Below are 23,628 nucleotides of genomic sequence, written 5' to 3' on the forward strand. Positions count from 1 at the left end.
CTCGCGAGGGTAAAATAATATTGCCATTTTTTCCTGTATAGGGCTTTCTTTCAGCCTCTATTTAGCTTTTATTCTTCCTGGTGTTTATTTTTGTCGGCTTTTTTCTGCGCCCTGCGGCGTTTGAAAAAATCCGACAACTGGGCGCTGGTCTCTTCAGCCAGAACACCGCCCTGCCATTCCAGACGGTGATTTAAAAATTCACTGTTAAGGAACTCCACCTGGGATTCAATGGCCCCGGCCTTGGGCTCCGTAGCGCCATACACCAAACGTGAAATCCGGCTATGAACCAAAGCGCCCGCGCACATACTACAAGGTTCCAGAGTGACGTACAGAGTACAATTGCTCAGGCGATAGTTTTTCAACACCTGACCAGCACTGCGCAGGACAAGGATCTCAGCATGGGCACTGGGATCATTCGTGCTGATAGGCTGGTTAAAGGCTTCGGCGATTAACTGATGCTCATGGACAATGATTGCACCCACGGGCACCTCGCCCGCTTCGGCGGCCTTGGTCGCAAGCGACATGCAACGCCGCATCCAATACTCATCCTGCTCCAGCTGGCTGAGCTCGGCAAGCGCTTCGCTGTCTAACACCTCATTCATGAAATTCAATGGCCCTGGTTAAACACCGATTCCGAAGCGGCAGCACGAACCAGAGAAAATCGTGGAACCGTCTTCCCTTCAAATTCAACACTTTCAGTAAACATGGACAGCGGGCGCACCCACAAGCTGTAGTCGCCGTAGAGACAGCGATAAACCACCACTTCCTCTTCGGTTTCACTGTGACGAGCAACATCGATTACCCAGTAATCCTGCCCTTTGTAGTGGCGATAAATTCCGCTCTGTAATGGCATATGGCCTCCAAAAAGAAAGAGGCCATTATACGTGGAAAGATTCGACAGCAAAAACCTCTTACCTACGAAACCCGGGGCCCCCCTGAATAAGAGCCTTAGGTATCAGCCTGCCAGGGAAAGAAATCCGGCATATCGGTCGAGACTTTGGAAGTGAACTCCGCCTGGCGCTTTTCCCAAAAGGCATTGATGCCCTCCTTGCCGTCCACCAGACTTTGGTAAAAAATCGCCAGAGAATCCACCTTATGCGCCTCTGCGGGATGATGAGTCGCCGACAAGCGATACATCATCTGCCTGGCCAGAGCGATGGCCACCGGAGAGGTGTTATCGGCGATACGGCGTGCGATTTTATAAGCAGCCTCCAGTAGCTCTTCAGGTTCATGAATAGACTTCACCAAACCACCCTTTCTCGCCTCTTCAGCGTCGAAAATTTCAGCGGTGTACACCCATTCAAGCGCCTGGGAAATACCAACAATCTTAGGTAGAAACCAGGCCGAGCAAGCTTCCGGGGTGATGCCCAACTTGGTAAACACAAAACCCATCTTGGCCTTGCTGGATGCCAAACGAATGTCCATCGCGCAAGTCATGGTTGCACCGATGCCCACCGCAGGACCATTAATGGCGGCAATAACCGGCTTGGTGCAGTTGTAGATCGCCAGGGTCACGGTACCACCCGTATCACGAATACCCGGCTCAACATCCTCCAGATTACTGACATCCTCCAGACTGGGCTCCAGTTCTTCGTCCAAACCAAAGGCATTGCCCTCGCTGTTCAACTTCATGCCCGCACAAAAACCACGCCCTGAACCCGTAACCACTACCGCTCGGACGTCATCGTCTGCACTGGCACGCCCAAAGGCGTCGATCAGCTCTTCGGCCATTTCCACAGTAAAGGCATTCAGCTCTTCCGGACGGTTCAAGGTAATCGTCAGGATCTTGTCTTTGATATCATATAGAATGGTTTCGTAATTCATACTATGTCTCAACGGGTTTGCTTATTTGCGCGATAGCATAAAAGAGTCTTTGCTGGGCTTTAAGGGCTGTAGGCAAGATTGGCGGGAATAGACCAGAATTGGTGTTTATTGGCCTAGTATTTACAACAAAAGCTGCTTGGCGGAATAATCACACTTGGTCATTGAATAGCTGGAAAGCGCAAGAAGGCGTATTATGGAAGTGGCGCAAGTATTTATGCCAAACCCACCTGTGTAAAAAGCGTTGCCGCGACCAAAGAGAAACAAAAAGGATATAGGGACATATAATCATGAAAGCACTTAAAATTTTCTTTGCCGTGGCGGCTGCCATATCTATGGCTACTTCCCTTGGATATCTGAATTCCATCGCAAACAATCCCACACCAGAAGTGAATTATCTTATCCCAGGCTTGTTAGTCATCTCATTTATATATATGCACCTCGCTATCTCAGACTATTTAGTTCCCATAAGGTCTATGAATGAAACCGAAGTCGGTATGTTAAAAAGCGCCACACACAAAACCTACAACAATAGCTTTTTGCGCGGAGTGCAAGGACTAGGATATATTCTACTCATTAGCAGCATATTCCCGTTATTTGAACCAGCCATTTTTGAAAAGGTGAATAGCTTTAATCCCGCTGGCAATATTTTATTCGCGTTTTTGCTTGTCATTGCTGGCGTTGCAACGAAAGCTAGAGGGGCATTTTTATTTCTTCTCACGGAGTATCGCTCAAGGGCAGACACTTAAAGAAACTAAAAATGGATATATCTGACAATAGATACCCAAAAACTGATTGTGATTTTACAACTTGTTTTTATTGCATCGAGCAAGGGCTATTAGTGCACAACCGACAATAAAAATTAAGGCTATAAAAAACAAAGCCCCATATCCGGCGCCCTTAAACTGCTCTTCAATATACCCATCGCACAAACGCGCTTGAAGGAACAACCCCATTGTGTAGTAGCAATCCTCTTCCTTGCCACCTACCCACATAAACGCCGAAATTGACGAAAGGACTATTAGAGTTTTACCAACGATATCAAAATGCTTATTCACAAGATTCAAATCCTTTGAGCGCAAGCGTTAAACGCTAACAGTTTTCGATTTTATTTGCTCGTTTAGACATCGAATGTGACCAGCAGAATTAGAGGAGTTATATCCTCTTCTATGCTTAGGACTTGTATAGGATAGACTTTTTCAGACTCGAAACAAGAAAATTAACGGATCTGACCTAAAGGCCCCTTTTGCCTCACTCCAACATCAAGGCATTGCACCGCTATCACCCTTCCTTCCAAATACTTAGCCGTATTAATCTGAAGCAACAGAATTCTCGAACAGCCACACACAAAAAAGCCCCAGCACTTACGTACCAGGGCTCTTTGAGATATGGCGGAGAGGGAGGGATTCGAACCCTCGATACGTTGCCGTATACACACTTTCCAGGCGTGCTCCTTCGACCACTCGGACACCTCTCCGGATGAAACGGATGGGCTCCGTTTCAAGAGGGCGCAACTTTACACAAAAGCGTTTAGGGATGCAATCTTATAAGGGCCATTTTTTAAAAAAATCAGAGGCTTGCAGCTCGGGCACCTTTCGGTTGGGTATTTGTGGGGTGCCCATATAGACAAAGCCTACAATTTCTTCGTTTTCCGCCAGGCCAAGGCCCTGCTTCACTACGCTGTCAAAGGCCAGTTCGCCGCTACGCCAATAAGCACCAACCCCCAGGGCAAAAGCGGCAGTGATCATGTTTTGTACGGAAGCCGCTGCCGCCATGAGCTGTTCTTCGCGAGGCACTTTAGGGTGCTCTTGAATATTGGCAATCGCCACATACATGCAAGGGGCTCGAAACGGCATTTTCAGAAATCGATCCTTCTGGCTGTCGTCGAGATCCGGATTTTTGGCTTGAGCGGCGTCCAGGTACAAACGCCCCAGTTCTTCGCGGCCTTCCCCTTCTATATAGAGGTAACGCCACGGTCGAAGACAACCGTGATCGGCAGCACGCAGTGCGGCAGCCTCTATTTCTGAGCGCTGCTCAGTTGTGGGACCAGGGGCCTGTAATTTGCCGTGAGAGATTCGATTTTTGAGGGCGTCTAGAGCTAACATATTGTATGTATTTCAATCAGATAGAGAAGATTCTTAAAAAACACCACAATAACAGGATTTATACGCTAATTGGGCTGTTATTGTTTAAAGAGGTGTACTACGATTCGAGCAGATATACGCCATTAAGACTAAACATGCGTAATAATGTGAAATATACTCCTATATTACTGAGTATATGGACCTATATCTAAGCTTTATTCGCTAAAGCCTTCCATTCCACTTATAAAAAGACGATGATAGTTAGGTTTTGTGATCTACTACACATTATCCGAGACCCAACTACAATTAACACAAGATGCCAAAGTAGTTTTCGCGCTTGATGAATAAAACAACGGACTTTGCCACCGGCACAATCAAACCGGCCCAGGAGCTGCCTGAGTATCCCTTATATTTCCGGATACTATTGTGCTTTTCCATGATCGGCACCCTGGCTACTGGGATTCAGTGGCCGGAGCTTGACTATGTTCGTTCAGGCGCCATCATCGTTCTGCTGGCTTACCTCTATATAAGCTACCTATTACAGAAGCGTTCCCGCGACGAGGGTAATCCTCCTCTATCCGTTATTCTTGGCACACTCGACAGCTTTTTGATGGGTGTGTGTATTGGCATTATTGAGCTCAGTTTATTACCCGCGATTTTATTTTGGATTCTGATCCAGTTTAACGCCATCACCAGTGGCGGACAGCAAAAATGGCTGCGTGACAATATTGGCTATTTTCTGGGTATTGGCGCCGCCCTTCTGGTTCGCGATCCGGGTTGGTCGGTCAGCGGTCGTCTGGAAATGGGCATTGCGGGCCTGATTGGTATTGCGGCTTATTTCTGTGCCTATGGGGTTTACACCAAGAAGCGCCTGGAATCACTGGATTCTGAACACCAGAAGCTCTTAAAAGAACAAACCACCCACAAGCTACGCTCCTACCAGCTTTCCCGCTATCTGCCACCACCGGTTTGGAAAGCCATTAACCGGGAAAACAGTAAGCCACCACCGACACAACGTAAAAAGCTCACCTGCTTTTTCTCGGACATTAAAGATTTCTCGGTACTGGCGGAAGAACTGGAAGCTGAGACCTTAACCGATTTGCTCAACAATTATCTGACCGAGATGTCGAAAATTGTTGAGGAGCACGGCGGTACCATCGATAAATTTATGGGCGACGCCATTATGGTGTTGTTCGGCGATAACGACAGCAAGGGCGCAAAAGCCGATTGCCGACGCTGCCTTGCCATGGCGATTGCCATGCGTAAACGCATGAAGGTATTGCAACAGCAATGGCGCAATCAGGGCATCACTCGCCCTCTCAGCATTCGCATGGGAATTAATACCGGTTACTGCACCGTGGGTACGTTTGGTACCCGTCACCACCTGGATTACACCGCACTGGGTGCTCATGTGAATCTCGCGAGCCGCTTGGAATCTGCTGCCTCCCCCGGGGAAATTCTGATTACTCACGAATCCTGGGCGCTGATTAAAGACGTTGTCCTGTGTCAGGATAAGGGTGAGATTACAGTTAAAGGCTTTAGCCACCCGATCAAGGTGTATCAGGTTATTGATCTTCGTAAAAATCTGGGCAAACAGCAAAACTATATTGAAGAGAACACTGAAGGTTTTGCCATGCACCTGGATATGGACAAGCTGCGCAATTATGATCGCGAGCGCATTATTCGTACCCTGGAAAGCGCGGTAACCACACTAAAGGGGCAAGACATTATCAGCATCAAAAAAGATCTCTAACGCTCTATTGCCCGCCTCCTTCCCTGACGCTTCTAAATCCTTAGTATCACTATCACATTCGCCCCAAATCAGTTTTTAAACACTACTGCCTGACCAAACGCGAAGCAATATCCAGTGCATCCACACTGTCCCCCAGACTGTGGCGCAGTGGATTGATATCCAGACCGCCACGACGGGTATAACGCGCGTATACCATTAACGATTCAGGCTGGCATTGCGCCATGATATCGCTGTAGATGCGCTCGACGCAGTTTTCATGAAAGTCCTGATGCTCCCGGTAGGATACAATATAGCGCAACAACCCTTCCTGGCTGATGGCGGTTCCACGATAGCTGATAATTAACGTCGCCCAATCGGGTTGCGCCGTCACCGGGCAGTTGGATTTCAATAAATCGCTGTATAAGGTTTCGCTTACCAGCTCACCCGTCGCCGAGAGTAAGTTGGCATCCGGGGAGTAGGTTTCGATCTCCACATCCATATGATCAATGCAAATCCCCCTGGGGCGCTGCACACCCACAGAAGCAAACTGATCCAACCCTTCCAGATCCACCAGTACGGGCGCACCCGCCGCGGCACTAAGATCCGATTCCATCGCCGCAATCACTTCCGAACGTGTATTAAATTTGGTCTGGTTGAAAGAATTCAAATACAGCTTAAATGACTTCGACTCGATAATATTCGGGGAATCTGCCGGAATGGAAAATACGGCAATAGCTTGCTGGGGCAAGCCATTCCCATTGAGCCAGGAAATCTCATAACCCGTCCAAATATCGACACCCGCAAAGGGCAAGCTCTCATTTTTGATCGCCAGCTCTGCTCGCGCCATCGCTCTTGGAATGGGGTCGAGCAAAGATGGCGTATACACGGAAACGTATTCGGTATGTTTACCCAGTTGCAAATGATCCACGATAAATTCCTGTTCTGTTCTCGATCAGCTGAAAATACAGCGACTTACCTATTAATTAAGCACGCAGGCGCTTGCCGGCTTCCAGCAAATGCATGGAAATCGCGGCCAAAACCACAATAAAAGCAAGAACCCCCATAAAGGCATAGTGCACCTGAATATCAGAGATACCCAGAATCCCATAGCGGAAAACGTTTACCATGTACAAGATGGGGTTCAGCAATGAAACGCCCTGCCAAAAGTCCGGCAATAAGTTGATGGAGTAAAACACGCCGCCAAGATAGGTAAGCGGGGTCAAAACAAACGTTGGCACAATCGAAATATCATCAAAGGAGTTGGCAAAAACGGCATTGATAAAACCCATCAATGAAAACAATACTGATGTTAAAAAGACGATGGTGATGGTAATCGCCAGGTTCTGTACCTGCAGTTTAGTAAACAAAAGCGACATTAATGTCACTAAAAACCCGACCGCCAAACCACGAGCAACACCGCCCATCACGTAGCCGAGAAGAATAATGTAATTGGGTGTAGGCGAGACCAGAATTTCTTCAATGCTGTGCTGAAATTTTGCACTGTAAAAAGAAGACACCACATTAGAATACGAGTTGGTAATCACCGACATCATAATTAATCCCGGCACCACAAATTCCATATAGGAAAAACCACCCATCTCGCCAATACGGCCACCGATTAAGGTACCAAAAATCACGAAGTACAAAGACATCGTAATCACAGGCGGCAAAAGCGTTTGCACCCAGATGCGGCTGAAACGATGAATTTCTTTAAAGAAAATAGTTTGCAGGGCTACCCATTGTTGTTGCAAAGTCATTATTGGGCTCCTTCTTGTTGGCTCACCATGGATACGAACAGTTCTTCCAAACGGTTTGCTTTGTTACGCATACTCAATACTTCAATACCCTGCTCTTGCAAGGCCATAAAAACCGGGTTAAGCGACTGACCTTTCTCCACCTCAATTTCGATGCTGTGATCTTCAATCAACTGGCAGTTATAGCCATTGAGTTTTGGCAGCTCACTCAAGGCATCTTTGGTATCCAAAACAAAGTGCTCTTTGTTGAGGGTTTTCAATAATGCCTTTACGCTGGTGTTTTCAACAATTTCACCGTGATTGATAATGGCAATATTGCGACAAAGACTTTCAGCCTCTTCCAGGTAATGGGTGGTCAAAATAATGGTGGTGCCCGCCTCATTAATCTCGCGAAGAAAATCCCACATGGAACGGCGAAGCTCAATGTCAACGCCAGCGGTGGGTTCATCCAAAATCAGCAGACGCGGTTTATGAATCAGGGCTCGCACGATCATCAAGCGGCGCTTCATACCCCCTGACAGCATTCTGGCTTGATCGTTGCGCTTTTCCCAAAGGCCCAGCTTACGCAAATACTCTTCTGCTCGCTCAGCTGCGAGCTTGCGAGGCATACCGTAGTATCCGGCCTGATTAATCACAATGCTCCAGGGCGTTTCAAACTGGCTGAAGTTGAACTCCTGGGGAACCACACCGAGCTCCTGCTTTGCCAGTGAAAAGTCTTTATCGATATCGTGACCAAATACCGATACTGAACCTTCGCTTTTCAAGACCAGTGAACAGATCACACCAATAGTGGTTGATTTGCCGGCACCGTTTGGGCCAAGCAGTGCGAAGAAATCCCCCTCCTCGACACTCAGGTCAATGCCTTTCAACGCCTGAAAGTCATTGCCGTAAACTTTTTTCAAACCTTTAATATCCAGGGCATTGCCCATATAAAGCTCCTTCAATAAAACCCAATTCACCCCAGTTGAATATTGGCCATAAGGTGTGAGCAGGTATAATGTGACACCCGGTAGGAGTCAGCCATGAATCAAAAACAATATTGTACACAACAACTGCAAAATCTCGCGCAAGAGGTCAGCAAGCAAGCACCTTTTGCCGAAGCCAGCGATGAGCTGCCATTGAGCGAAAGTGATCAACGCTTTATCGATACTTTGCGTTTTCTCGCCGATGAGCAAAATGCTCACGAAGAGGATTTCTTTCAAAAAGGTCAGTGGCTAATCGGCCAGAGCGTCGCTAACCAAGCCCATATTACGGCGCTCATCCCAAGGGACCTGTTTTGGTATTTTGGCGGCGACTGCTTGCACTTTATGCCCGACGAGGAAATCAGCCAGTTTCAACAGCTTGATGAGGCCTGCTATGCCTCGCAAAGCAGTGATTACCAGGAAGAGCGCGCTAGAATTTTTGGCCTTCACTAAGATTCTGCCAGTATCGGCAAGCTATCTATATGGGGACGCCGCTCCCCTATTTCCAGTCCAACCTTATATCTTCTTACTATCCGCCTGAAACCGGGTGGCATAAGGCATAGCTTTTAGGGCCTTCCCGGATTAACCCTGATCGGCACAACACTCATCCTGCAGAAAGTCGATGACCGCCTGCAGGTGGTCGTAATCGGGCTGACAATACAGGGTTCTGCCCTCCCGCCGTTGTGACAGAAGATCAGCCGACACCAAACTCGCCACATGATGCGACAAGGTTGAATTGGGAATGTCCAACTCATCCTGTAAGGCACCCACCGCCAGCCCCTCGGGCCCGGCTTTTACCAGTCGTTTAAATATGGCTAAGCGGGTTGGATGTCCCAACTCCTTGAGTGCTTTCGCCGCGACCTCCAGCTTCATGACTTTACTCCTGCCAAGTTTATATTTCGATATTACCAGAAATATCTTGACAAGGAAAATCTCCAAAACTATATTTCGGCATTATTAGAAATATAGTTTTGGAGATATTGAATGACAATTACCAGTGAAATGGTCAGCGAAGCGGCTGGCATGTTTGTATTCCTCACGGTGGAACTGACGATTTTGTACCTGTTGATCAGCTATGGCGTGGGCTACCTGCAGACCAAACTGCCTCCCGAGAAAATTCAGAAAATCCTCAGCGACCAACACGGGCGTGGCTATATCGCCGCTGGCTTTCTTGGCGCCATCACCCCGTTCTGTTCCTGCTCGACAATTCCCTTTCTTAAAGGTTTGCTCAGGGCAAAAGCCGGGTTTGGAACCATGATGGTGTTTCTATTCGCCAGCCCTCTTCTGAACCCGATCATTATTGGCTTGTTCGCAGTGACCTTTGGCTTGCAGGTCACCCTTTTCTATTTTCTTATCGCCATGGGCGTCTCGGTACTTGGAGGCATCACCCTGGAAAAACTGGGCTTTGAAAAATACGTAAAGCCCCAGTCCTATGAAGAACCCGCCTCCCAGGGTTGCGGAACCGGCTGTGGCGAAAAAACAAAGCCCGTGAGTGTTTGGAAAAGCATCTGGTTTTCAACCTGGTCCGATTTTAAAACCGTTGTCCCCTATTTAATCGGCGGTATAGCAATTGGCTCGATGATTTATGGATTTATGCCAACAGAATTTGTTGCCAGTGTCGCGGATGAAAGCAACCCCTTCGCCATTCCCATCGCTGCCGTAATTGGTATTCCACTGTACATACGCGCAGAAGCCGTGATCCCTTTAAGTGCGGCATTAGCCGCAAAAGGAATGGGACTGGGGGCTGTAATGGCACTGATTATCGGCAGTGCGGGTGCAAGTCTAACGGAAGTAATTTTGTTAAAGTCGATTTTCAGGAATCAAATGATCGCCGCATTTCTCGCGGTTATTTTGAGCATGGCGATAGGCGCCGGCTTTTTGTATAGCGCTATTTTTTAACGATTCAGCTTGTTACACAAGCGACTTCATTTTAATAGAGGGCTGTAAGCACCTTGCACCAAGAGCTTCAGTCCTTTCGATTTCCCTTCCACCGCAAAAACGCCAATCAATAAACGCCAACCTTTTAAGTGACTTATGCCATGGGTACTCACCTCAAACTTCACATGGAGGTGCCAGGGTCATGGAGGTATGGGCATGCAGGCATGAACGACGAAATACAATTTCATTTCACAATGAAACATAGGTAAATCTGTCAGGCTTTTCCGTCAGACTTTCTGAAGAATTTTTATACCGAAACGGTGAAGAAAAACTGGAGCGGGAAACGAGATTCGAACTCGCGACCCCAACCTTGGCAAGGTTGTGCTCTACCAACTGAGCTATTCCCGCAAATGGCGTCCCCTAGGGGAGTCGAACCCCTGTTACCGCCGTGAAAGGGCGGTGTCCTAGGCCTCTAGACGAAGGGGACGTAGGACTTTCCAAACACTGTCTGTGCCGGAAGAGCTGCGCATTCTAGAGATCTACCCTACCCCTGTCAACACTAAGTTACGGTTTTTTTAATATTTTTTAAAAACAAAGACTTAGAGGCCGATTTTTCAGCTTCCCCTGTGTAGGGACATTCCTGGAAAAGGGCTTGTTTCAACGGGACTTACCAAGCCTGGCCCGACTCCCTAAGTGCCAGACTTCTTCGATGAGCAAAGCACGACTTCTATCAATAGGAACTATTGTGGAAACACTGCTCCAAAGACAAATCACATATGGAAGCGCAAGTACCGAAAGCGCAGGGATGCGCTGGAATACGTTGTGGGATGAAATCCGACTGTCTCGTGAAACAAGGCAAATGTGCCCACGACCTGAGAAATCTAAATATCAATAAGGTGAAGAAAAACTGGAGCGGGAAACGAGATTCGAACTCGCGACCCCAACCTTGGCAAGGTTGTGCTCTACCAACTGAGCTATTCCCGCAAATGGCGTCCCCTAGGGGAGTCGAACCCCTGTTACCGCCGTGAAAGGGCGGTGTCCTAGGCCTCTAGACGAAGGGGACGTAGGACCTTCAAAACGCTGTCTGCGTCAGAAGTGGGGCGCATTCTATGGAGACAGCCCCTTGCTGTCAACTGTTGATTTTAATTTTTATTGTTTTTGAAACAACGACTTAGCTCACTGGGCAATTTGCAGCCAGAACGTATATTTCGGCAACAGCCCTACCCTGACTCATCCTAAAAAGTCCGATATTTGGCCATAATTGCACCGTCAACGAGCTGTTCTTCTACATGTATCCTATATTTTCGCGCCAAATTGGTCGGAAGCTCTAATTTTTCAGGAAGCTGCCGATACACTGTCTATACTTTAACTATTCCTGTGGCACCTTGTTCAACATGATTAGGGACATCAAGAACTCGGGCCAGCCACAGATACTGAAAAACGTCGGGGCCACCCTGACTCTTATGTAAGACCCACGAGAAGCGCGTATTTATGGGAGCCAATGTACCAATTATGGTCACTGCGGGAATTGTCATTGTGTTGGCAATTCTGGCTTGCTATGCCCTGTTCACCCATAGCGTTAACTCCAAGCGTGAAAAACGCCGCCTGTTTATCAATTCCCTCAAAAGTCGAGCCCGAAAAATCGATGAAACCATGGCCTGCTTTCCGCCAAATTATCTTGGCTCGGCACTCACTCTGATTATTCAGCAAGCCCTGGTTCTCACCTATGAAGAACTCAGCCAACTGCAACCCGAAGAAGAAAAACACAAAGCCATGCTGCAACAGGCCAATGAACGCTACCTGGCCTTAAGCAAGCAAAAAGGTGGAAACCAGTTGAAATCCCTAAGCAATGCGCGGCAAATTACCGGTACTCGTAAAAACCTGAAGTTGTTACTGAAGTTCTTCCAACAGCTGGGGCAAAAAGGCGCCTTGAATCATGCAAAAGCCAGTGAAGCCCGAACGATCATCAAAAATAAAATGGCCCTGCTGGCGGCGGATGAGCACGACATTTTAGCTCGAGGCGCATTGGCAAATGGCAAGCATCAGCTGGCCGCCCACTATTTCACCCAAGCCAATACCGTGCTGACCAAATACAATGGCGATCAGGTATTCAACGAAAACATTCGCAATCATCAGGAATGGATTAAAAGCGCCAGTGATATGGCCAAGGCCGAGCAGGCAAGAATCAAAGCAGAGAAAGAAGCCATGGAAGCCGAGTCTAAAAAGTGGGACGACGGCGACTGGAAAAAGAAAAATTTCTACGACTAGCCGGCGCGGACGCCGGCTGTTGATCTACGTATTTTTTATACTTCAGCGATTAACGCTGCATAGCATCCATAAAAGCACGAATTCGCTTGGCGTTGGCCCCCAGATCACTGACACCTACACGAGAGGCCGAGCGCATATCCAACACGCTGCCACTGGCACTCGGCTCGATGCGGATAATCACATCGTCTTTGAAACCAAATACTGCGCTTTCAACCAGAGCTTCAATGTGTCCGGTTTTGGCATCTTCCCATTGCAGAGCCCAGCCCATGTCTTCAACAACTTTTTTCGCCTTGTTGAAAGTATCCAAAGGGCTTGAGCTTAAACGCAAAGGCTTAATGTCCGGGTAGCTTTTCGCCTGGATATCCGGGAGTTTTTCAGAATTGTAGTCAATAGAGTTATCGCTTTCGCTACGCTCTACCAATGCAGACACGAACAAGGGAGGCCTGGACGTATCGGTACTGATGTCGTGAATAGGCGGCACGGAAAATGCCGCAAGCCCAACCGTGCCCAAAATCGCAAACACCGGCAGCGCACCAATAAACACAGCAACCAGACTACTGTTACGCAGTGCGGTATTTTTAGCGAATAAGGCATAGAGACAAACCAGTAAAGCCAAGGCGCCCAATGCCGCAACGATCAACATCAATAAGGCCGACCCAAGAAAGCCTTTACCCAGATCCAGGCTACCACTGCGGTAAGCCAGAATCAGAATGGGCAATATGCCAAGCAACACCACCTGCAATGTAATCAGCCATATGGTCCAGGGCTTTTTGGGACTTGAAGTATTCATAAACTACCTTTTCGCTGTGTATTGTTATTCGTTAACATTTAATTAGAGTAAGTACCGCGCTCGTGACAATCGTGCGGTTATTCGGCCTGTTAATTCACATTGGCGGTGAAGGAAATAATCCGACTGATATGCGCCATGGGTAAACCACTCTCTTCCTGCCACTGGTTAAACGCCTGTTGAGCCTGGCGAATATCTCTTTGAGCTGTGGGCTTTTTATCCAGCACTTCCTGGGATATGAGACTCGCTACAACATCATCCGTCAAGACAAAAGTATCCTTCCCCACCATACGCAAGAAACGTGGCGCCGATAAACCACCCAATTGCGCCCCTTTTTTCTTCAACATAAACCAAAGCTCGCACAACGTCTCGGCTGGCCACTCCGCGAGAAATGTGCCGAAGCTGCCAAACTCCTGGCTAATTTCCCGAACCATTTGAGCATTACTTCGAATGGAACGGATTTTTCCAAAATGTCGAATGATCTCCTTGTTGTGCATTTGTGCTTCCAGATCTTCATCACTCATCATCAGCACATCATAGGGATCGAAATCGTGAAAGGCTTTTTCAAACGCCGGCCATTTGCGGTCAACCAGCTCATGTTTCAAGCCAGCTCGAAACACCCTCAGACTCATCATCGACAAATAATAGGCATCGTCCTTCGCCTTCAGCTGTTTGGCCGTAGCGACCTTCGGCAGTAACTTTTTAACCGCAGCGGAACCACCTTTGTGCAGTTCGGCAGTCGCCAGAATATCGGCAAATGCAAGCATCAATCTTCCTCTTTAAAACGTATCGATAGGGAATTTATACAGTAGCGCAGACCATTTGGGGCTGGCCCATCGGTAAAAACATGGCCCAGATGACTGCCACATTTACGACAATGCACTTCCGTACGCACCATGCCATGGCTGCGATCCATTTGTTCTTCAACGGCCATCCGCTCACTCGGCTGGGTAAAGCTTGGCCAGCCACAGCCGGAATCATACTTTGCCTCGGACTCAAACAAGGCTTCACCGCAACAACGACACAAGTAGCTGCCGTCATCTTTATGATTCCAGTACTCTCCGGTGAACGCCCTCTCAGTTCCCTGCTCCCGGCAGACATGAAACTCGTCAGCACTCAGCTTATCGCGCCAATATTCGTGGTTTTTTAAATCATCCGTCATATTCAGCCTCTTATTTAGCCCGAGCGCCCATAGAATCGTTTTAATTCCAGGCGACAAGCCCTAGAATACCAGACCTTAACAAAACAAGTACCTGCTTGCAGGCCTAATAAAAGAACAACACCAGCAAAAGCACTACATCATGTACACCATAGAAAAATCCGATAAGTTACACGGAGTCTGCTACGACATTCGCGGCCCCGTACTCGAGCATGCTCAGCGCATGGAAGAAGATGGCAGCCGTATTCTAAAGTTGAATATCGGCAATCCGGCGCCCTTTGATTTCGCCGCCCCGGACGAGATTATAAAAGACGTCATTCTGAATTTGAGTGAAGCCGAAGGCTACACCCACTCCAAGGGCCTGTTCGCCGCACGTAAGGCCATTATGCAAGAGTGCCAGAAGCTTGAAATTTCCGGCGTGGAAATTGAAGACATCTATATTGGCAACGGCGTCAGCGAGCTGATCACCATGGCCACACAGGCATTGCTGAATGATGGCGACGAGATCCTGGTCCCTGCTCCAGATTATCCCCTGTGGACGGCAGCAGTCGGTCTGGGTGGCGGCAATCCAGTGCACTACCTTTGCGATGAGCAATCTGACTGGCAACCAGCCCTGGATGATATCCGCAGCAAAATTACTGATCGCACCCGGGCTCTGGTCATTATCAATCCAAACAACCCCACCGGGGCTGTTTACAGCGAAGCCATGTTGGAAGAATTGGTGCAAATTGCCCGGGAACATCAACTCGTGCTGTTTGCCGATGAGATCTACAGCAAGATTCTCTACGATGAGGCCAGCTTCACACCACTGGGTCGCTTGGCCCAGGATATTGTTTGCATCAGTTTTAATGGTCTGTCCAAGTCCTATCGCCTGGCAGGCTTTCGCTGTGGCTGGATGGTGATCTCTGGTGCTAAACATTTGGCCAAGGGGTATCGTGAAGGTCTGGACATGCTAGCCTCCATGCGTCTCTGCGCCAATGTGCCTGCCATGTTCGCCGTGCAAACCGCACTGGGTGGCTATCAAAGCATCAATGAACTCATTCTGCCCGGCGGCCGCCTTTTGGAACAGCGCAATGTCGGCTATGACGCGATCACCGATATTCCCGGTGTTTCCTGTGTGAGGCCCAAAGGTGCCCTGTACCTCTTCCCCAAGATCGATTTGAATATTCACAAGATTCAGGACGATGAGCAAATGGTGCTGGATTTTCTGCGCCAGCAAAAAGTGCTACTGGTGCAGGGCACAGCCTTTAACTGGCCGACACCGGATCATTTCCGCATTGTATTTTTGCCACGCAAGGAAGAGCTGCAGGATGCCATCGAGCGCTTTTCACAATTTATTGAGCACTACCGCCAATAAACTATTGAGTCATTAACGAAGGAAGAAGCAGGCTATGGGTGATCTACATATCGATGATTTTTATCGAGACAGTGCGCGCATCCTGCTTCAACTTTATCGTCACTTCCCCAGACGCGAGCTGATTTACACCGAAGATATCGCCGGCCCGGATACTCCGGACGATTTTGGTTTGCCCAGCGATCGACACCAGGCCTGTTTTGCCACATTGCTTTGGCTCGCGGAAAACGACTACCTGAGCTATGGCAGCACCATCGCCCAGGAAGCATTAGATCAAGCGGTACTGAACCAACGTGGATTTAACTTGCTGGCGACACTGGAAGATCGAAACGAATTCCTTCCCGAAGCAGGACTCAACGAGAAGGACGGGGAAGAAGCACTCACACGAAGTCAGTTACTGCGTCATAAAATCAAATACGAAAGTTCCACCCGCCTGAACCACTATATGCGGTATTTGTTTACACTCTAATCCGGCAAACCGTTTTTACAGCAAGCAAATTAGGAACGTGGATTCTGCCATTCGCCGTTATAACGATAGTGAAACAGTTTTAACTGTTGATCCTTGTTCTGGTCAGGAAAATCCTTACTGGGCTCCAAACGACCAACCAGGACACAATCCGGGCACTCTTCCGCGATCAGTCCGGCAATAAATTCCTCTCCCAATTCAGGTGCATTCAAACATAAAAGAATGTCCGCGCCCTGTTCCGCCAGCTGGGGAATTCGACGAATCAATTTGGTGTAATCCTGCTTCGCCACAAAACTGCCGCGCTGAAAAGACGGAGGATCAAACACCAGCACGCCGTAAGGGCCAGGACGGCGAATGCGCCCCCAGGATTTCAAAATATTTTCGGCCAGAAAACGCGTTTTACAATGGGCGACTTCAGCAACATCCGTATTCAACTGATGGTTCTTTTGCCCCTGTTTGAGCGCTCCCCTGGCCATATCCACGTTCACAACTTCAGCCGCACCGGCCGCAGCGGCAACCACACTAAACGCACAGGTATAGGAAAATAAATTGAGAACTTTTCGCCCCTTGGCCTGTTGCTCCATCCAGCAACGCCCGGGTTCCATATCCAGAAAAAAACCACTGTTTTGGCGACCGCCCAATTGGATATGAAATTTCAGTTCACCCCGCCGGGCGAACATTGAACCTTCTACATCGAACTCACTGCTCGTATATAACCATTCACTGGGCGCACCTTGCTGAAAACGATAGGATACCCCCAACGCTTGCACCTCGCTCGCCTCAATGAACCCTTTAAGTCGATCACACAGATTAACGAGAAACCCTTCTTCGGGTTCAGAAAAACAAGTTAACCATAAAACCGGGGCATAATAATCGATGACCAGCCATTCGAGGCCGGGATAACATTGACCTCGACCGTGAAACAAACGACGGGAATCCGTTGAACGTAACAGGCCCTGTTCAAGCTTCCCCTGAAGATGCTCTTCCAATTGTGCAATTAATGTTTCTGAGTGCGCGCTCAACCCCACTGTCTACCTCAATGTTTGATAATAATATTCAGATATATTTGCTCAATACGACTTCAGCTGATTCAACCGACTTACAAGCCGCAACTGATGGGATAATAAATCGTATCACGATATCCGGTTGTCACCGGCACATGTCCGCTCAAGGCACGATCCAGCTCAGCGTCATTGCTGTCGACCAGTAAGGGGCGCTGCTCCAGCTCGGTAATTTTGGTCTTGGTGGCCACTACCCATAAATTTTCCTGGCCCAGCAGGCGAAGTACGTTCGGGCTCAATTGCTGATTGCCACGCCCAAGCAAATGTCCCTGCCCACCAATCGCGGTAATAATTGCGGTGCAAAGGTCTTTATGTTCCGTCAGAAATGTCTCCAGATAGCTGGCATTTACATCTCTCGCAATTAATTCGCCCTGATGAAGCACATCAAAACCCAGTAAAGTGCCTTCCAGATTAAGTTCGTCGAGAATCGCCTTCGGTGTGCTTCCCGGACCAATTAAGTAGTAACGCTCATCATCAAGTCGCTCAACAATGTCAGCTGCGATATCCGCCAGGACCAGCTCTTCGACTTCCCGTCCGGAGTTTTTGGTTTGCTGAACAAAGTGCCCCACTTCCGGCACCCACAGCTCGCCATAGTATTTTGAGCGCACCTGCCCCTGGCGAAACAGGGTTTCATCAATATCACGGACCTCCTGCTGGCGCAGATCCACCAATCCGTTTTTTAACAACAGTTGCAAGACTTCCGCTGCCGACTCGGGGTTGATGGCAAAAACCGCCGAATGCATTTTTACGCCGGCAGGAATGCCCAAACACACTTGTTCGCTGTATTGCCCGGATAAGCCATTAACAATGTTTCTCGCGGTACCATCTCCACCGACAAACAACAGTAAATCGATGCCGGATTCAGCCAACTCATGGGCGAGGCGTTCACTGTCTTGCGCAGTCGTAAACGCCTCTCCAGGCAATCTTCCAACAACATTGACCTCACGAAAACCCATCTCAATTAACATATCCGCCCCCATAACACCGGGCGCGGCAGAAATACTCAAGCGCTCTTGCTGCTTCAATAAAGGAGTCAAAGCACGTTTTGCTCGCGCCATAGAGCGACTGGACTGAGTCCGCAAATCATCGCTGATATCGTCGCTGCCCTTTAACCCTTCGGGGCCACCGAGACCAGCGTAGGGGTTTAATAGAAACGCTAAACGAAATCGGGAGTTCGATACTTGGCAAGAATGAGTCATTGAAAATAAAACCGAAATTAAATGCGTTTACAGATTGGAGTCCAGATAGGAATCGTCATCATAGGAACGCACCAGATGGGGGTAAAAGATCGTCAGCACCGATGTCATGGCGCCATTGATAAAACCTTCAGGAAACAACATCAGCGCATACAAATGCGCGTATTGAGCGAGCATGGCCCACTGGGCTTCCGCTTCAAGTGCATAAAACAGCAGAGCCGAACAGCAGAGCACGGCCAGCAGTGACAGCATGGCGCCGACAAATCCGCCGCCCAGCATAAAAATAAAGACATTGCGCACTCGCATACGTTCGAGTACCCAGATAAAGCCGGCACTGACTGTGGCTGGCAGTATGACGTTCAGTATCAACTCAACCGGAAACTGTAGCCCGAGGCGACTCATTAAAACGCTGTTTATCAGCAAGGCAAACGCACCGGCAACCACGGCCAGATGCCACCCAAACACCAGAGTTAAAGTGGTGACTGCCAATGGGTGAAAAGCGAGAATATCCCGAACATTGACCTGCAGTAACCAGAAAAATGCCAGCCCCAAGATCGCCCCATACCAGGCATGTTGCCGCTGACTCAGTGCCGCCAGCTGCTTCCAGGGCGCTTTGATTGCAGCGACGAACACAATACAGGCCACTAGCAGACAAAGGCTCCAGTAGATCGAATTTTGTTCAGGGGGAATCAGTAAAAACATGGCGCTATTGTCACTCTTTTGCCGCTATGGGTGCAATCCGAAAGCGTGTTTTTAGCGGGGCTTGCACAGCTTTTATCGGTCCGGCTTGCCGAGGCGGCAAAAACTCGCCACCGGGACAGAATCCTTGCCAGAAACAGCGCCAATAAACCGCCACACTCCCGCCGACAGGCGGTTATCGGCATCTAGATCATTGTTTTTAATGATATTTTTCTTTTTGAAATTACTGGCACGGTTTTCGCTACATCATTGGCAAGCCACCCTGATAGTAATGTCAGCCGCTCATAACGGGCAAGCATTGGCCACCATGGCTATCGGGACAGATATAGAGATAACACTAGGATTGCTATATGGTCACATCAGTACAAATCAGTTCTCGAGCCAGCAAGGCCAAAGAAGTGATTGCGCCCAGCCGTATTGCCGTACCCAAGCAAGATTTAAGCGATGAACTCTTTCGCCTGACCCAACGTCTGCAGACGAGTTTGGAGCTGGAACAGATTCTCGAGATTTTCTTCCAGCACATTCAACAGCACGTGAGCATCGGCGGCATGGTGTACACCACACCCTGCAATCAACATATCAAACTTGGCCGCCCCAATATTCACCATGTGGATTATCAACTCAGTCGGCAATCCAATGATGGCGATGATGGCCTGGGTGGTATCGTGTTCAGCCGCGCAAAACGCTTTGCCGAACAGGAATTGATTTTGATTGAATCCTTTTTAGGCCCATTGATTTACCCTCTGCGCAATGCCCTGATGTATCGCGAAGCCCTCGCAGCAGCAATGTGTGATCCGCTCACAAAAACCGGCAATCGGGCAGCCATGAGCAATGCACTGCAACGCGAGATTCAATTGGCCAATCGCTACCATCAACCACTCTCCATGATGGTGATTGATATCGATCACTTCAAAGCCGTCAACGATAACTACGGTCACGCTGCCGGCGACGATGTGATTTGCAGTGTCGCAAAAGCCATTACCACCGTTTGCCGCGAAACGGATTTAACCTTTCGCTTTGGTGGTGAAGAATTTGTGGTGCTATTAAACAAAACGGACGCCGCCGGTGCACGTGTGATTGCGGAACGTGTTCGCCGCTATATTGCCGGACTGAGTACCAAAACCGAACAACATGACATTGCGGTGACGGCAAGCATTGGGACAGCAGAACTGAATCAGGATGATGACAGTGTGAGCTTGTTTGAGCGTGCCGACAGCGCCTTGTACAAAGCCAAGCAGCAAGGACGCAATCAAGTGGTCAGTTACGATCTTGTGGACGACGTTCAACGTTCACTGCTGGGAATGTAAAACGGAAGCCTAAGCTTCCGTTTCCTTGCACCCTTTCCACGTTTTCATCGAAAACTCAAGGCTTGAATATTGCCATCTGCGCTTGTCTGCTTACGCTACTTACTTACGCTTATTGGGATTGCTGAAATGATGGGGACGCTGTCCCTTACCAGCACGTAAACGCTTCTGGTGTCGACGCTGATATTCGCGCTCGGATTTGGTTTGCAGCAAACGATCTGTGGCATCCAAACCGGCCGTTACTGCCAACTCAGACACTTCCTTATCATTTAATTCAATCCACTGACCAACACGCACGTGGGAAGGAATAAAAATATTACCGTAGCGCACGCGCTTCAAACGCGAAACGTTGACGCCCTGGGATTCCCACAGACGACGCACTTCACGATTGCGACCTTCCATCACGACACAGTAAAACCAGCGATTCTTACCTTCGCCAGGCCCTTCAACAATATCGGTAAAACGGGCCATGCCGTCTTCCAACATCACACCTTCGCGCAGACGCTCGCACATGCCTTCATCAACTTCACCTTGAATACGAACCAAATATTCACGATCGATATTCGAAGACGGGTGCATCAGTTTATTTGCCAAATCACCGTCGTTGGTGAACAGCAATAAGCCACTGGTATTGAAATCGAGGCGACCAATGGAAATCCAGCGACCGGATTTTAATTTCGGCAGACGCTCATAGACGGTACGGCGCCCTTCCGGGTCTTTGCGAGAACAAATCTCGCCTTCAGGCTTGTTGTACAGCAACACCCGCGGACGCTCGCGTACGGCCTGATCGGCACTGACGCGACGGCCATCAAAACTGATTCGATCACTTTCACCGACACGGTCGCCGAGTTTGGCCAACTCGCCATTCACTCGCACGCGCCCATCGGAAATGGCACGTTCCATCTCACGTCGTGAGCCAAGCCCCGCCCGCGCTAAAACTTTTTGTAACTTCTCATCAGGCTGAGCCTGATCTTCTTCTTTGCGCATGCTGACCTACTGGTTCTCTTGCTTGGCCTCTTCGGCCATCATTTCACGTTCTAATTCTTCTGCCGCCGCTAACTCAGCCTCTTCCTGAGCAATAGCTGCTGCCATTTCGGCTTCGGCTTCGGCTTCGGCTTCGGCTTCGGCTTCGGCTTCGGCTTCGGCTTCGGCTTCGGCTTCGGCTTCGGCTTCGGCTTCGGCTTCGGCTTCGGCTTCGGCTTCGGCTTCGGTGATCAGTGTTTCACTGTCTTCGCTATCGTCAAGTTCCGGCTGGCTATCATCCAGCTCACCCTCACCATCCGCGTCAGCTTCATCCAATTCTTCTTCACGGTCGGCGGCATTTTCATGCCCACCTTCGGCTTGCTCCGCTTCAGCCGCAAGGCGCTCGGCCTCGGCTTTTTCCGCTTCGGCTTCCGGATCGATAGGCAAATCTTTCGTCGGCGGAATTTCCATTCCTTCATCCAACTGCAATTCCGGATTCATTTTCTCGAGATCGGCAATTTCACTCAGACTCGGCAATTGCTCCAGACTGGTGAGATTAAAGTAGTCCAAAAACTGCTTGGTAGTTGCGTAAAGTGATGGCCGCCCAGGAACATCACGGTGCCCAACCACTTTAATCCACTCACGCTCACTCAAGGTTTTGATGATGTGTGAGCTTACGGCAACGCCGCGAATTTCTTCGATATCGCCACGGGTAATCGGCTGGCGATAGGCAATCAGGGCCAGAGTTTCCAACAGAGCCCGGGAATATTTCTGTGGTTTTTCTTCCCACAGACGGTTCACCCACTTGGCGGTTTCAGCAACCACTTGAAAGCGCCAACCGGTGCCCACTTCAACCAGCTCATAGCCACGCCCTTTGCAATCGGCCTGAATATCTTCCAGGATCGCCTGAATTTCTTCTTTAGCGGGGGGTTCCTGTTCTTCCTCGTCGTCTTTTACGATAAACAACTCATGTAAGCGTTTAACGGTTAAGGGGTGCGCTGCCGCCAGTAAGGCACCTTCGATAATTTTGCGCAAAAGAATTTTATCGTTCATTAATGGCTTTATCCTTAAACATTACTGCGCCAATTGCGCTCGGGCCTTAACGTGAATTGCCCCAAAGGCATCGCTTTGAATAATTTCGACCAGAGATTCCTTGATCAACTCCATCACCGCCAGGAAGGTCACAACAACCCCAAGGCGTCCCTCTTCCACCTTAAACAAGCTCACAAAGGGAACGAATTGATTGTGACTCAGATCATCCAGCACCTGTCCCATTCGTTCGCGCGTTGACAGACGTTCTTTTTCCACGTGGTGGCTTTCAAACATATCCGCACGACGCAGAACCTCAGACAACGCCAGCAGAACTTCTTTCAGATCCACTTCCGGTTCCGGGCGGGTCAAATTGCGATCGGGTGGCTGGGCAGAGCCTTGATGGATATCACGGCCCATGCGGGGCAACTCGTCGATGTCTTCCGCCGCTTTTTTGAAGCGCTCGTATTCCTGCAATCGACGAATCAGGTTGGCACGAGGATCTTCCTCTTCGTCTTCAACCTCGTTGCTGCGCGGCAGCAACATGCGGGATTTGATTTCAGCCAGCATGGCCGCCATCAATAGATATTCCGCCGCCAGTTCAAACTGCATGGCGTTCATCATCTCGACGTACTGCATGTACTGGCTGGTAATTTCTGCAACGTTGATATCGAGAATATCGATGTTCTGACGACGAATCAGGTACAGCAAAAGATCCAGAGGCCCTTCGAAGGCTTCCAGAATGACTTCCAGCGCATCAGGCGGGATGTAGAGATCTTTTGGTAAGGTGGTCATTTCCTTACCATCGACGATGGCAAAGGGCATTTCACCCTGACTTGGGGGCTGCTTGCTCTCCCCTTCAGCGCCAGTCTCAGTGCTCTCGGAAGCTGCCGATACTTCGGCTTCTGCACCTGAAGCGTCTACCTCGACATCTTCAGCGGCCTCTGAATCACTGTCTTCAGGGTCAATATCGCTGTTGAGATCATCAGGTTCAGACACTGATTCAGCAGTGTCAGTCGCCATCTCGGCGCCTGCTAATTCTTCTAGTTCGTCCGTCACCCGGATACCTGTCATTTTGTATGTGAAAACGGCGCATTATAGCGCCTATTCT

General features: G+C 49.1%; 26 protein-coding genes and 5 tRNA genes. 8 read left to right on the forward strand and 23 right to left on the reverse strand.

Annotated features, from left to right (window positions below):
• Window positions 1-68 precede the first annotated feature (68 nt).
• From tadA to G8768_RS17605, 3 genes are all read right to left on the reverse strand, one after another.
• Window positions 69-602, reverse strand: a complete 534-nt coding sequence (tadA, locus tag G8768_RS17595; RefSeq protein WP_166843639.1) for a tRNA adenosine(34) deaminase TadA — start codon at window positions 600-602, stop codon at window positions 69-71.
• Window positions 603-607: 5 nt separating this feature from the next.
• On the reverse strand, window positions 608-853 hold the full coding sequence (locus tag G8768_RS17600) for a DUF1653 domain-containing protein (protein WP_166843638.1): 246 nt from the start codon (window positions 851-853) through the stop codon (window positions 608-610).
• A 95-nt stretch (window positions 854-948) separates the two neighbouring features.
• Complete coding sequence (locus G8768_RS17605; protein WP_166843637.1) at window positions 949-1,824, reverse strand: crotonase/enoyl-CoA hydratase family protein; 876 nt, start codon at window positions 1,822-1,824, stop codon at window positions 949-951.
• Window positions 1,825-2,111: 287 nt separating this feature from the next.
• On the opposite strand from G8768_RS17605, the gene G8768_RS17610 reads away from it, so the two are divergent.
• Complete coding sequence (locus G8768_RS17610; RefSeq protein WP_166843636.1) at window positions 2,112-2,570, forward strand: hypothetical protein; 459 nt, start codon at window positions 2,112-2,114, stop codon at window positions 2,568-2,570.
• Between the two features lie 54 nt (window positions 2,571-2,624).
• Here G8768_RS17610 and G8768_RS17615 read toward each other — a convergent pair whose 3' ends face one another.
• From G8768_RS17615 to G8768_RS17625, 3 genes are all read right to left on the reverse strand, one after another.
• Window positions 2,625-2,879 carry a hypothetical protein gene (locus G8768_RS17615; RefSeq protein WP_166843635.1) on the reverse strand — a complete coding sequence of 85 codons (255 nt, stop codon included), beginning with the start codon at window positions 2,877-2,879 and terminating at the stop codon, window positions 2,625-2,627.
• Between the two features lie 331 nt (window positions 2,880-3,210).
• A tRNA-Ser gene (locus G8768_RS17620) sits at window positions 3,211-3,298 on the reverse strand.
• A 67-nt stretch (window positions 3,299-3,365) separates the two neighbouring features.
• Window positions 3,366-3,926 (reverse strand): nitroreductase family protein, encoded by a 561-nt coding sequence (locus G8768_RS17625; protein WP_166843634.1) that lies wholly within the window; start codon window positions 3,924-3,926, stop codon window positions 3,366-3,368.
• 319 nt (window positions 3,927-4,245) lie between these two features.
• Here G8768_RS17625 and G8768_RS17630 point away from each other — a divergent pair, with 319 nt between their 5' ends.
• Window positions 4,246-5,658: an adenylate/guanylate cyclase domain-containing protein gene (locus tag G8768_RS17630; protein ID WP_166843633.1), complete on the forward strand. Its 1,413-nt coding sequence runs from the start codon at window positions 4,246-4,248 to the stop codon at window positions 5,656-5,658.
• Window positions 5,659-5,740: 82 nt separating this feature from the next.
• On the opposite strand, the gene queF is transcribed toward G8768_RS17630, so the two are convergent.
• From queF to G8768_RS17645, 3 genes are read right to left on the reverse strand one after another with little or no spacing between them, the layout of a single operon-like run.
• Window positions 5,741-6,568 (reverse strand): NADPH-dependent 7-cyano-7-deazaguanine reductase QueF, encoded by an 828-nt coding sequence (queF, locus tag G8768_RS17635; RefSeq protein WP_166844137.1) that lies wholly within the window; start codon window positions 6,566-6,568, stop codon window positions 5,741-5,743.
• 52 nt (window positions 6,569-6,620) lie between these two features.
• The gene (locus G8768_RS17640; protein WP_166843632.1) at window positions 6,621-7,394 is read right to left on the reverse strand and encodes an ABC transporter permease; all 774 of its coding nucleotides are present in this window, start codon (window positions 7,392-7,394) and stop codon (window positions 6,621-6,623) included.
• The gene (locus G8768_RS17645; protein WP_166843631.1) at window positions 7,394-8,320 is read right to left on the reverse strand and encodes an ABC transporter ATP-binding protein; all 927 of its coding nucleotides are present in this window, start codon (window positions 8,318-8,320) and stop codon (window positions 7,394-7,396) included. Before G8768_RS17645 ends, G8768_RS17640 begins: the two co-directional genes overlap by 1 nt.
• A gap of 93 nt (window positions 8,321-8,413) precedes the next feature.
• On the opposite strand from G8768_RS17645, the gene G8768_RS20880 reads away from it, so the two are divergent.
• Window positions 8,414-8,806, forward strand: a complete 393-nt coding sequence (locus tag G8768_RS20880; protein WP_208020256.1) for a PA2817 family protein — start codon at window positions 8,414-8,416, stop codon at window positions 8,804-8,806.
• 129 nt (window positions 8,807-8,935) lie between these two features.
• On the opposite strand, the gene G8768_RS17655 is transcribed toward G8768_RS20880, so the two are convergent.
• Window positions 8,936-9,226: an ArsR/SmtB family transcription factor gene (locus tag G8768_RS17655; RefSeq protein WP_166843630.1), complete on the reverse strand. Its 291-nt coding sequence runs from the start codon at window positions 9,224-9,226 to the stop codon at window positions 8,936-8,938.
• A 111-nt stretch (window positions 9,227-9,337) separates the two neighbouring features.
• On the opposite strand from G8768_RS17655, the gene G8768_RS17660 reads away from it, so the two are divergent.
• On the forward strand, window positions 9,338-10,252 hold the full coding sequence (locus G8768_RS17660; RefSeq protein WP_166843629.1) for a permease: 915 nt from the start codon (window positions 9,338-9,340) through the stop codon (window positions 10,250-10,252).
• 311 nt (window positions 10,253-10,563) lie between these two features.
• Here the strand turns inward: G8768_RS17660 and G8768_RS17665 are convergent.
• From G8768_RS17665 to G8768_RS17680, 4 genes are all read right to left on the reverse strand, one after another.
• Window positions 10,564-10,639, reverse strand: a tRNA-Gly gene (locus tag G8768_RS17665).
• A gap of 3 nt (window positions 10,640-10,642) precedes the next feature.
• Window positions 10,643-10,718 (reverse strand) — tRNA-Glu (locus G8768_RS17670).
• Window positions 10,719-11,139: 421 nt separating this feature from the next.
• Window positions 11,140-11,215 (reverse strand) — tRNA-Gly (locus G8768_RS17675).
• Window positions 11,216-11,218: 3 nt separating this feature from the next.
• Window positions 11,219-11,294 (reverse strand) — tRNA-Glu (locus G8768_RS17680).
• A gap of 428 nt (window positions 11,295-11,722) precedes the next feature.
• On the opposite strand from G8768_RS17680, the gene G8768_RS17685 reads away from it, so the two are divergent.
• A complete protein-coding gene (locus tag G8768_RS17685) occupies window positions 11,723-12,499 on the forward strand; it encodes a hypothetical protein (RefSeq protein WP_166848305.1) in 777 nt (258 codons plus the stop codon).
• A gap of 49 nt (window positions 12,500-12,548) precedes the next feature.
• Here the strand turns inward: G8768_RS17685 and G8768_RS17690 are convergent, their stop codons facing one another.
• The 3 genes from G8768_RS17690 to msrB form a co-directional block, all read right to left on the reverse strand.
• Window positions 12,549-13,289 (reverse strand): DUF1499 domain-containing protein, encoded by a 741-nt coding sequence (locus G8768_RS17690; protein WP_166848303.1) that lies wholly within the window; start codon window positions 13,287-13,289, stop codon window positions 12,549-12,551.
• Window positions 13,290-13,378: 89 nt separating this feature from the next.
• The gene (locus tag G8768_RS17695) at window positions 13,379-14,053 is read right to left on the reverse strand and encodes a DNA-3-methyladenine glycosylase I (protein WP_166848301.1); all 675 of its coding nucleotides are present in this window, start codon (window positions 14,051-14,053) and stop codon (window positions 13,379-13,381) included.
• Window positions 14,053-14,448, reverse strand: a complete 396-nt coding sequence (gene msrB, locus G8768_RS17700; protein ID WP_166848298.1) for a peptide-methionine (R)-S-oxide reductase MsrB — start codon at window positions 14,446-14,448, stop codon at window positions 14,053-14,055. Before msrB ends, G8768_RS17695 begins: the two co-directional genes overlap by 1 nt.
• Window positions 14,449-14,587: 139 nt before the next feature.
• On the opposite strand from msrB, the gene G8768_RS17705 reads away from it, so the two are divergent.
• A complete protein-coding gene (locus G8768_RS17705) occupies window positions 14,588-15,802 on the forward strand; it encodes a pyridoxal phosphate-dependent aminotransferase (RefSeq protein WP_166848295.1) in 1,215 nt (404 codons plus the stop codon).
• Between the two features lie 34 nt (window positions 15,803-15,836).
• On the forward strand, window positions 15,837-16,268 hold the full coding sequence (locus tag G8768_RS17710; RefSeq protein ID WP_166848292.1) for a hypothetical protein: 432 nt from the start codon (window positions 15,837-15,839) through the stop codon (window positions 16,266-16,268).
• A 29-nt stretch (window positions 16,269-16,297) separates the two neighbouring features.
• Here the strand turns inward: G8768_RS17710 and G8768_RS17715 are convergent, their stop codons facing one another.
• The 3 genes from G8768_RS17715 to G8768_RS17725 form a co-directional block, all read right to left on the reverse strand.
• Complete coding sequence (locus G8768_RS17715; RefSeq protein WP_243749599.1) at window positions 16,298-17,287, reverse strand: class I SAM-dependent methyltransferase; 990 nt, start codon at window positions 17,285-17,287, stop codon at window positions 16,298-16,300.
• 77 nt (window positions 17,288-17,364) lie between these two features.
• Entirely contained in the window at window positions 17,365-18,525 is a 1,161-nt protein-coding gene (locus tag G8768_RS17720) for an ATP-NAD kinase family protein (protein WP_166848289.1), read from the reverse strand.
• Window positions 18,526-18,552: 27 nt separating this feature from the next.
• Window positions 18,553-19,224 (reverse strand): hypothetical protein, encoded by a 672-nt coding sequence (locus G8768_RS17725; RefSeq protein ID WP_166848286.1) that lies wholly within the window; start codon window positions 19,222-19,224, stop codon window positions 18,553-18,555.
• A 347-nt stretch (window positions 19,225-19,571) separates the two neighbouring features.
• Here G8768_RS17725 and G8768_RS17730 point away from each other — a divergent pair, with 347 nt between their 5' ends.
• A complete protein-coding gene (locus G8768_RS17730; RefSeq protein ID WP_166848283.1) occupies window positions 19,572-20,528 on the forward strand; it encodes a GGDEF domain-containing protein in 957 nt (318 codons plus the stop codon).
• A gap of 99 nt (window positions 20,529-20,627) precedes the next feature.
• Here G8768_RS17730 and rluB read toward each other — a convergent pair whose 3' ends face one another.
• Genes rluB through G8768_RS17745 form a run of 3 tightly spaced genes read right to left on the reverse strand, consistent with a single transcriptional unit; the run spans window position 20,628 to window position 23,576 of the window.
• On the reverse strand, window positions 20,628-21,512 hold the full coding sequence (gene rluB, locus G8768_RS17735; RefSeq protein WP_166848280.1) for a 23S rRNA pseudouridine(2605) synthase RluB: 885 nt from the start codon (window positions 21,510-21,512) through the stop codon (window positions 20,628-20,630).
• A 6-nt stretch (window positions 21,513-21,518) separates the two neighbouring features.
• Complete coding sequence (scpB, locus tag G8768_RS17740) at window positions 21,519-22,541, reverse strand: SMC-Scp complex subunit ScpB (RefSeq protein WP_166848277.1); 1,023 nt, start codon at window positions 22,539-22,541, stop codon at window positions 21,519-21,521.
• A gap of 21 nt (window positions 22,542-22,562) precedes the next feature.
• Complete coding sequence (locus G8768_RS17745; RefSeq protein WP_341801032.1) at window positions 22,563-23,576, reverse strand: segregation and condensation protein A; 1,014 nt, start codon at window positions 23,574-23,576, stop codon at window positions 22,563-22,565.
• Window positions 23,577-23,628 lie beyond the last annotated feature (52 nt).

Source organism: Pseudoteredinibacter isoporae (assembly GCF_011602085.1).
GTDB lineage: Bacteria > Pseudomonadota > Gammaproteobacteria > Pseudomonadales > Cellvibrionaceae > Pseudoteredinibacter > Pseudoteredinibacter isoporae.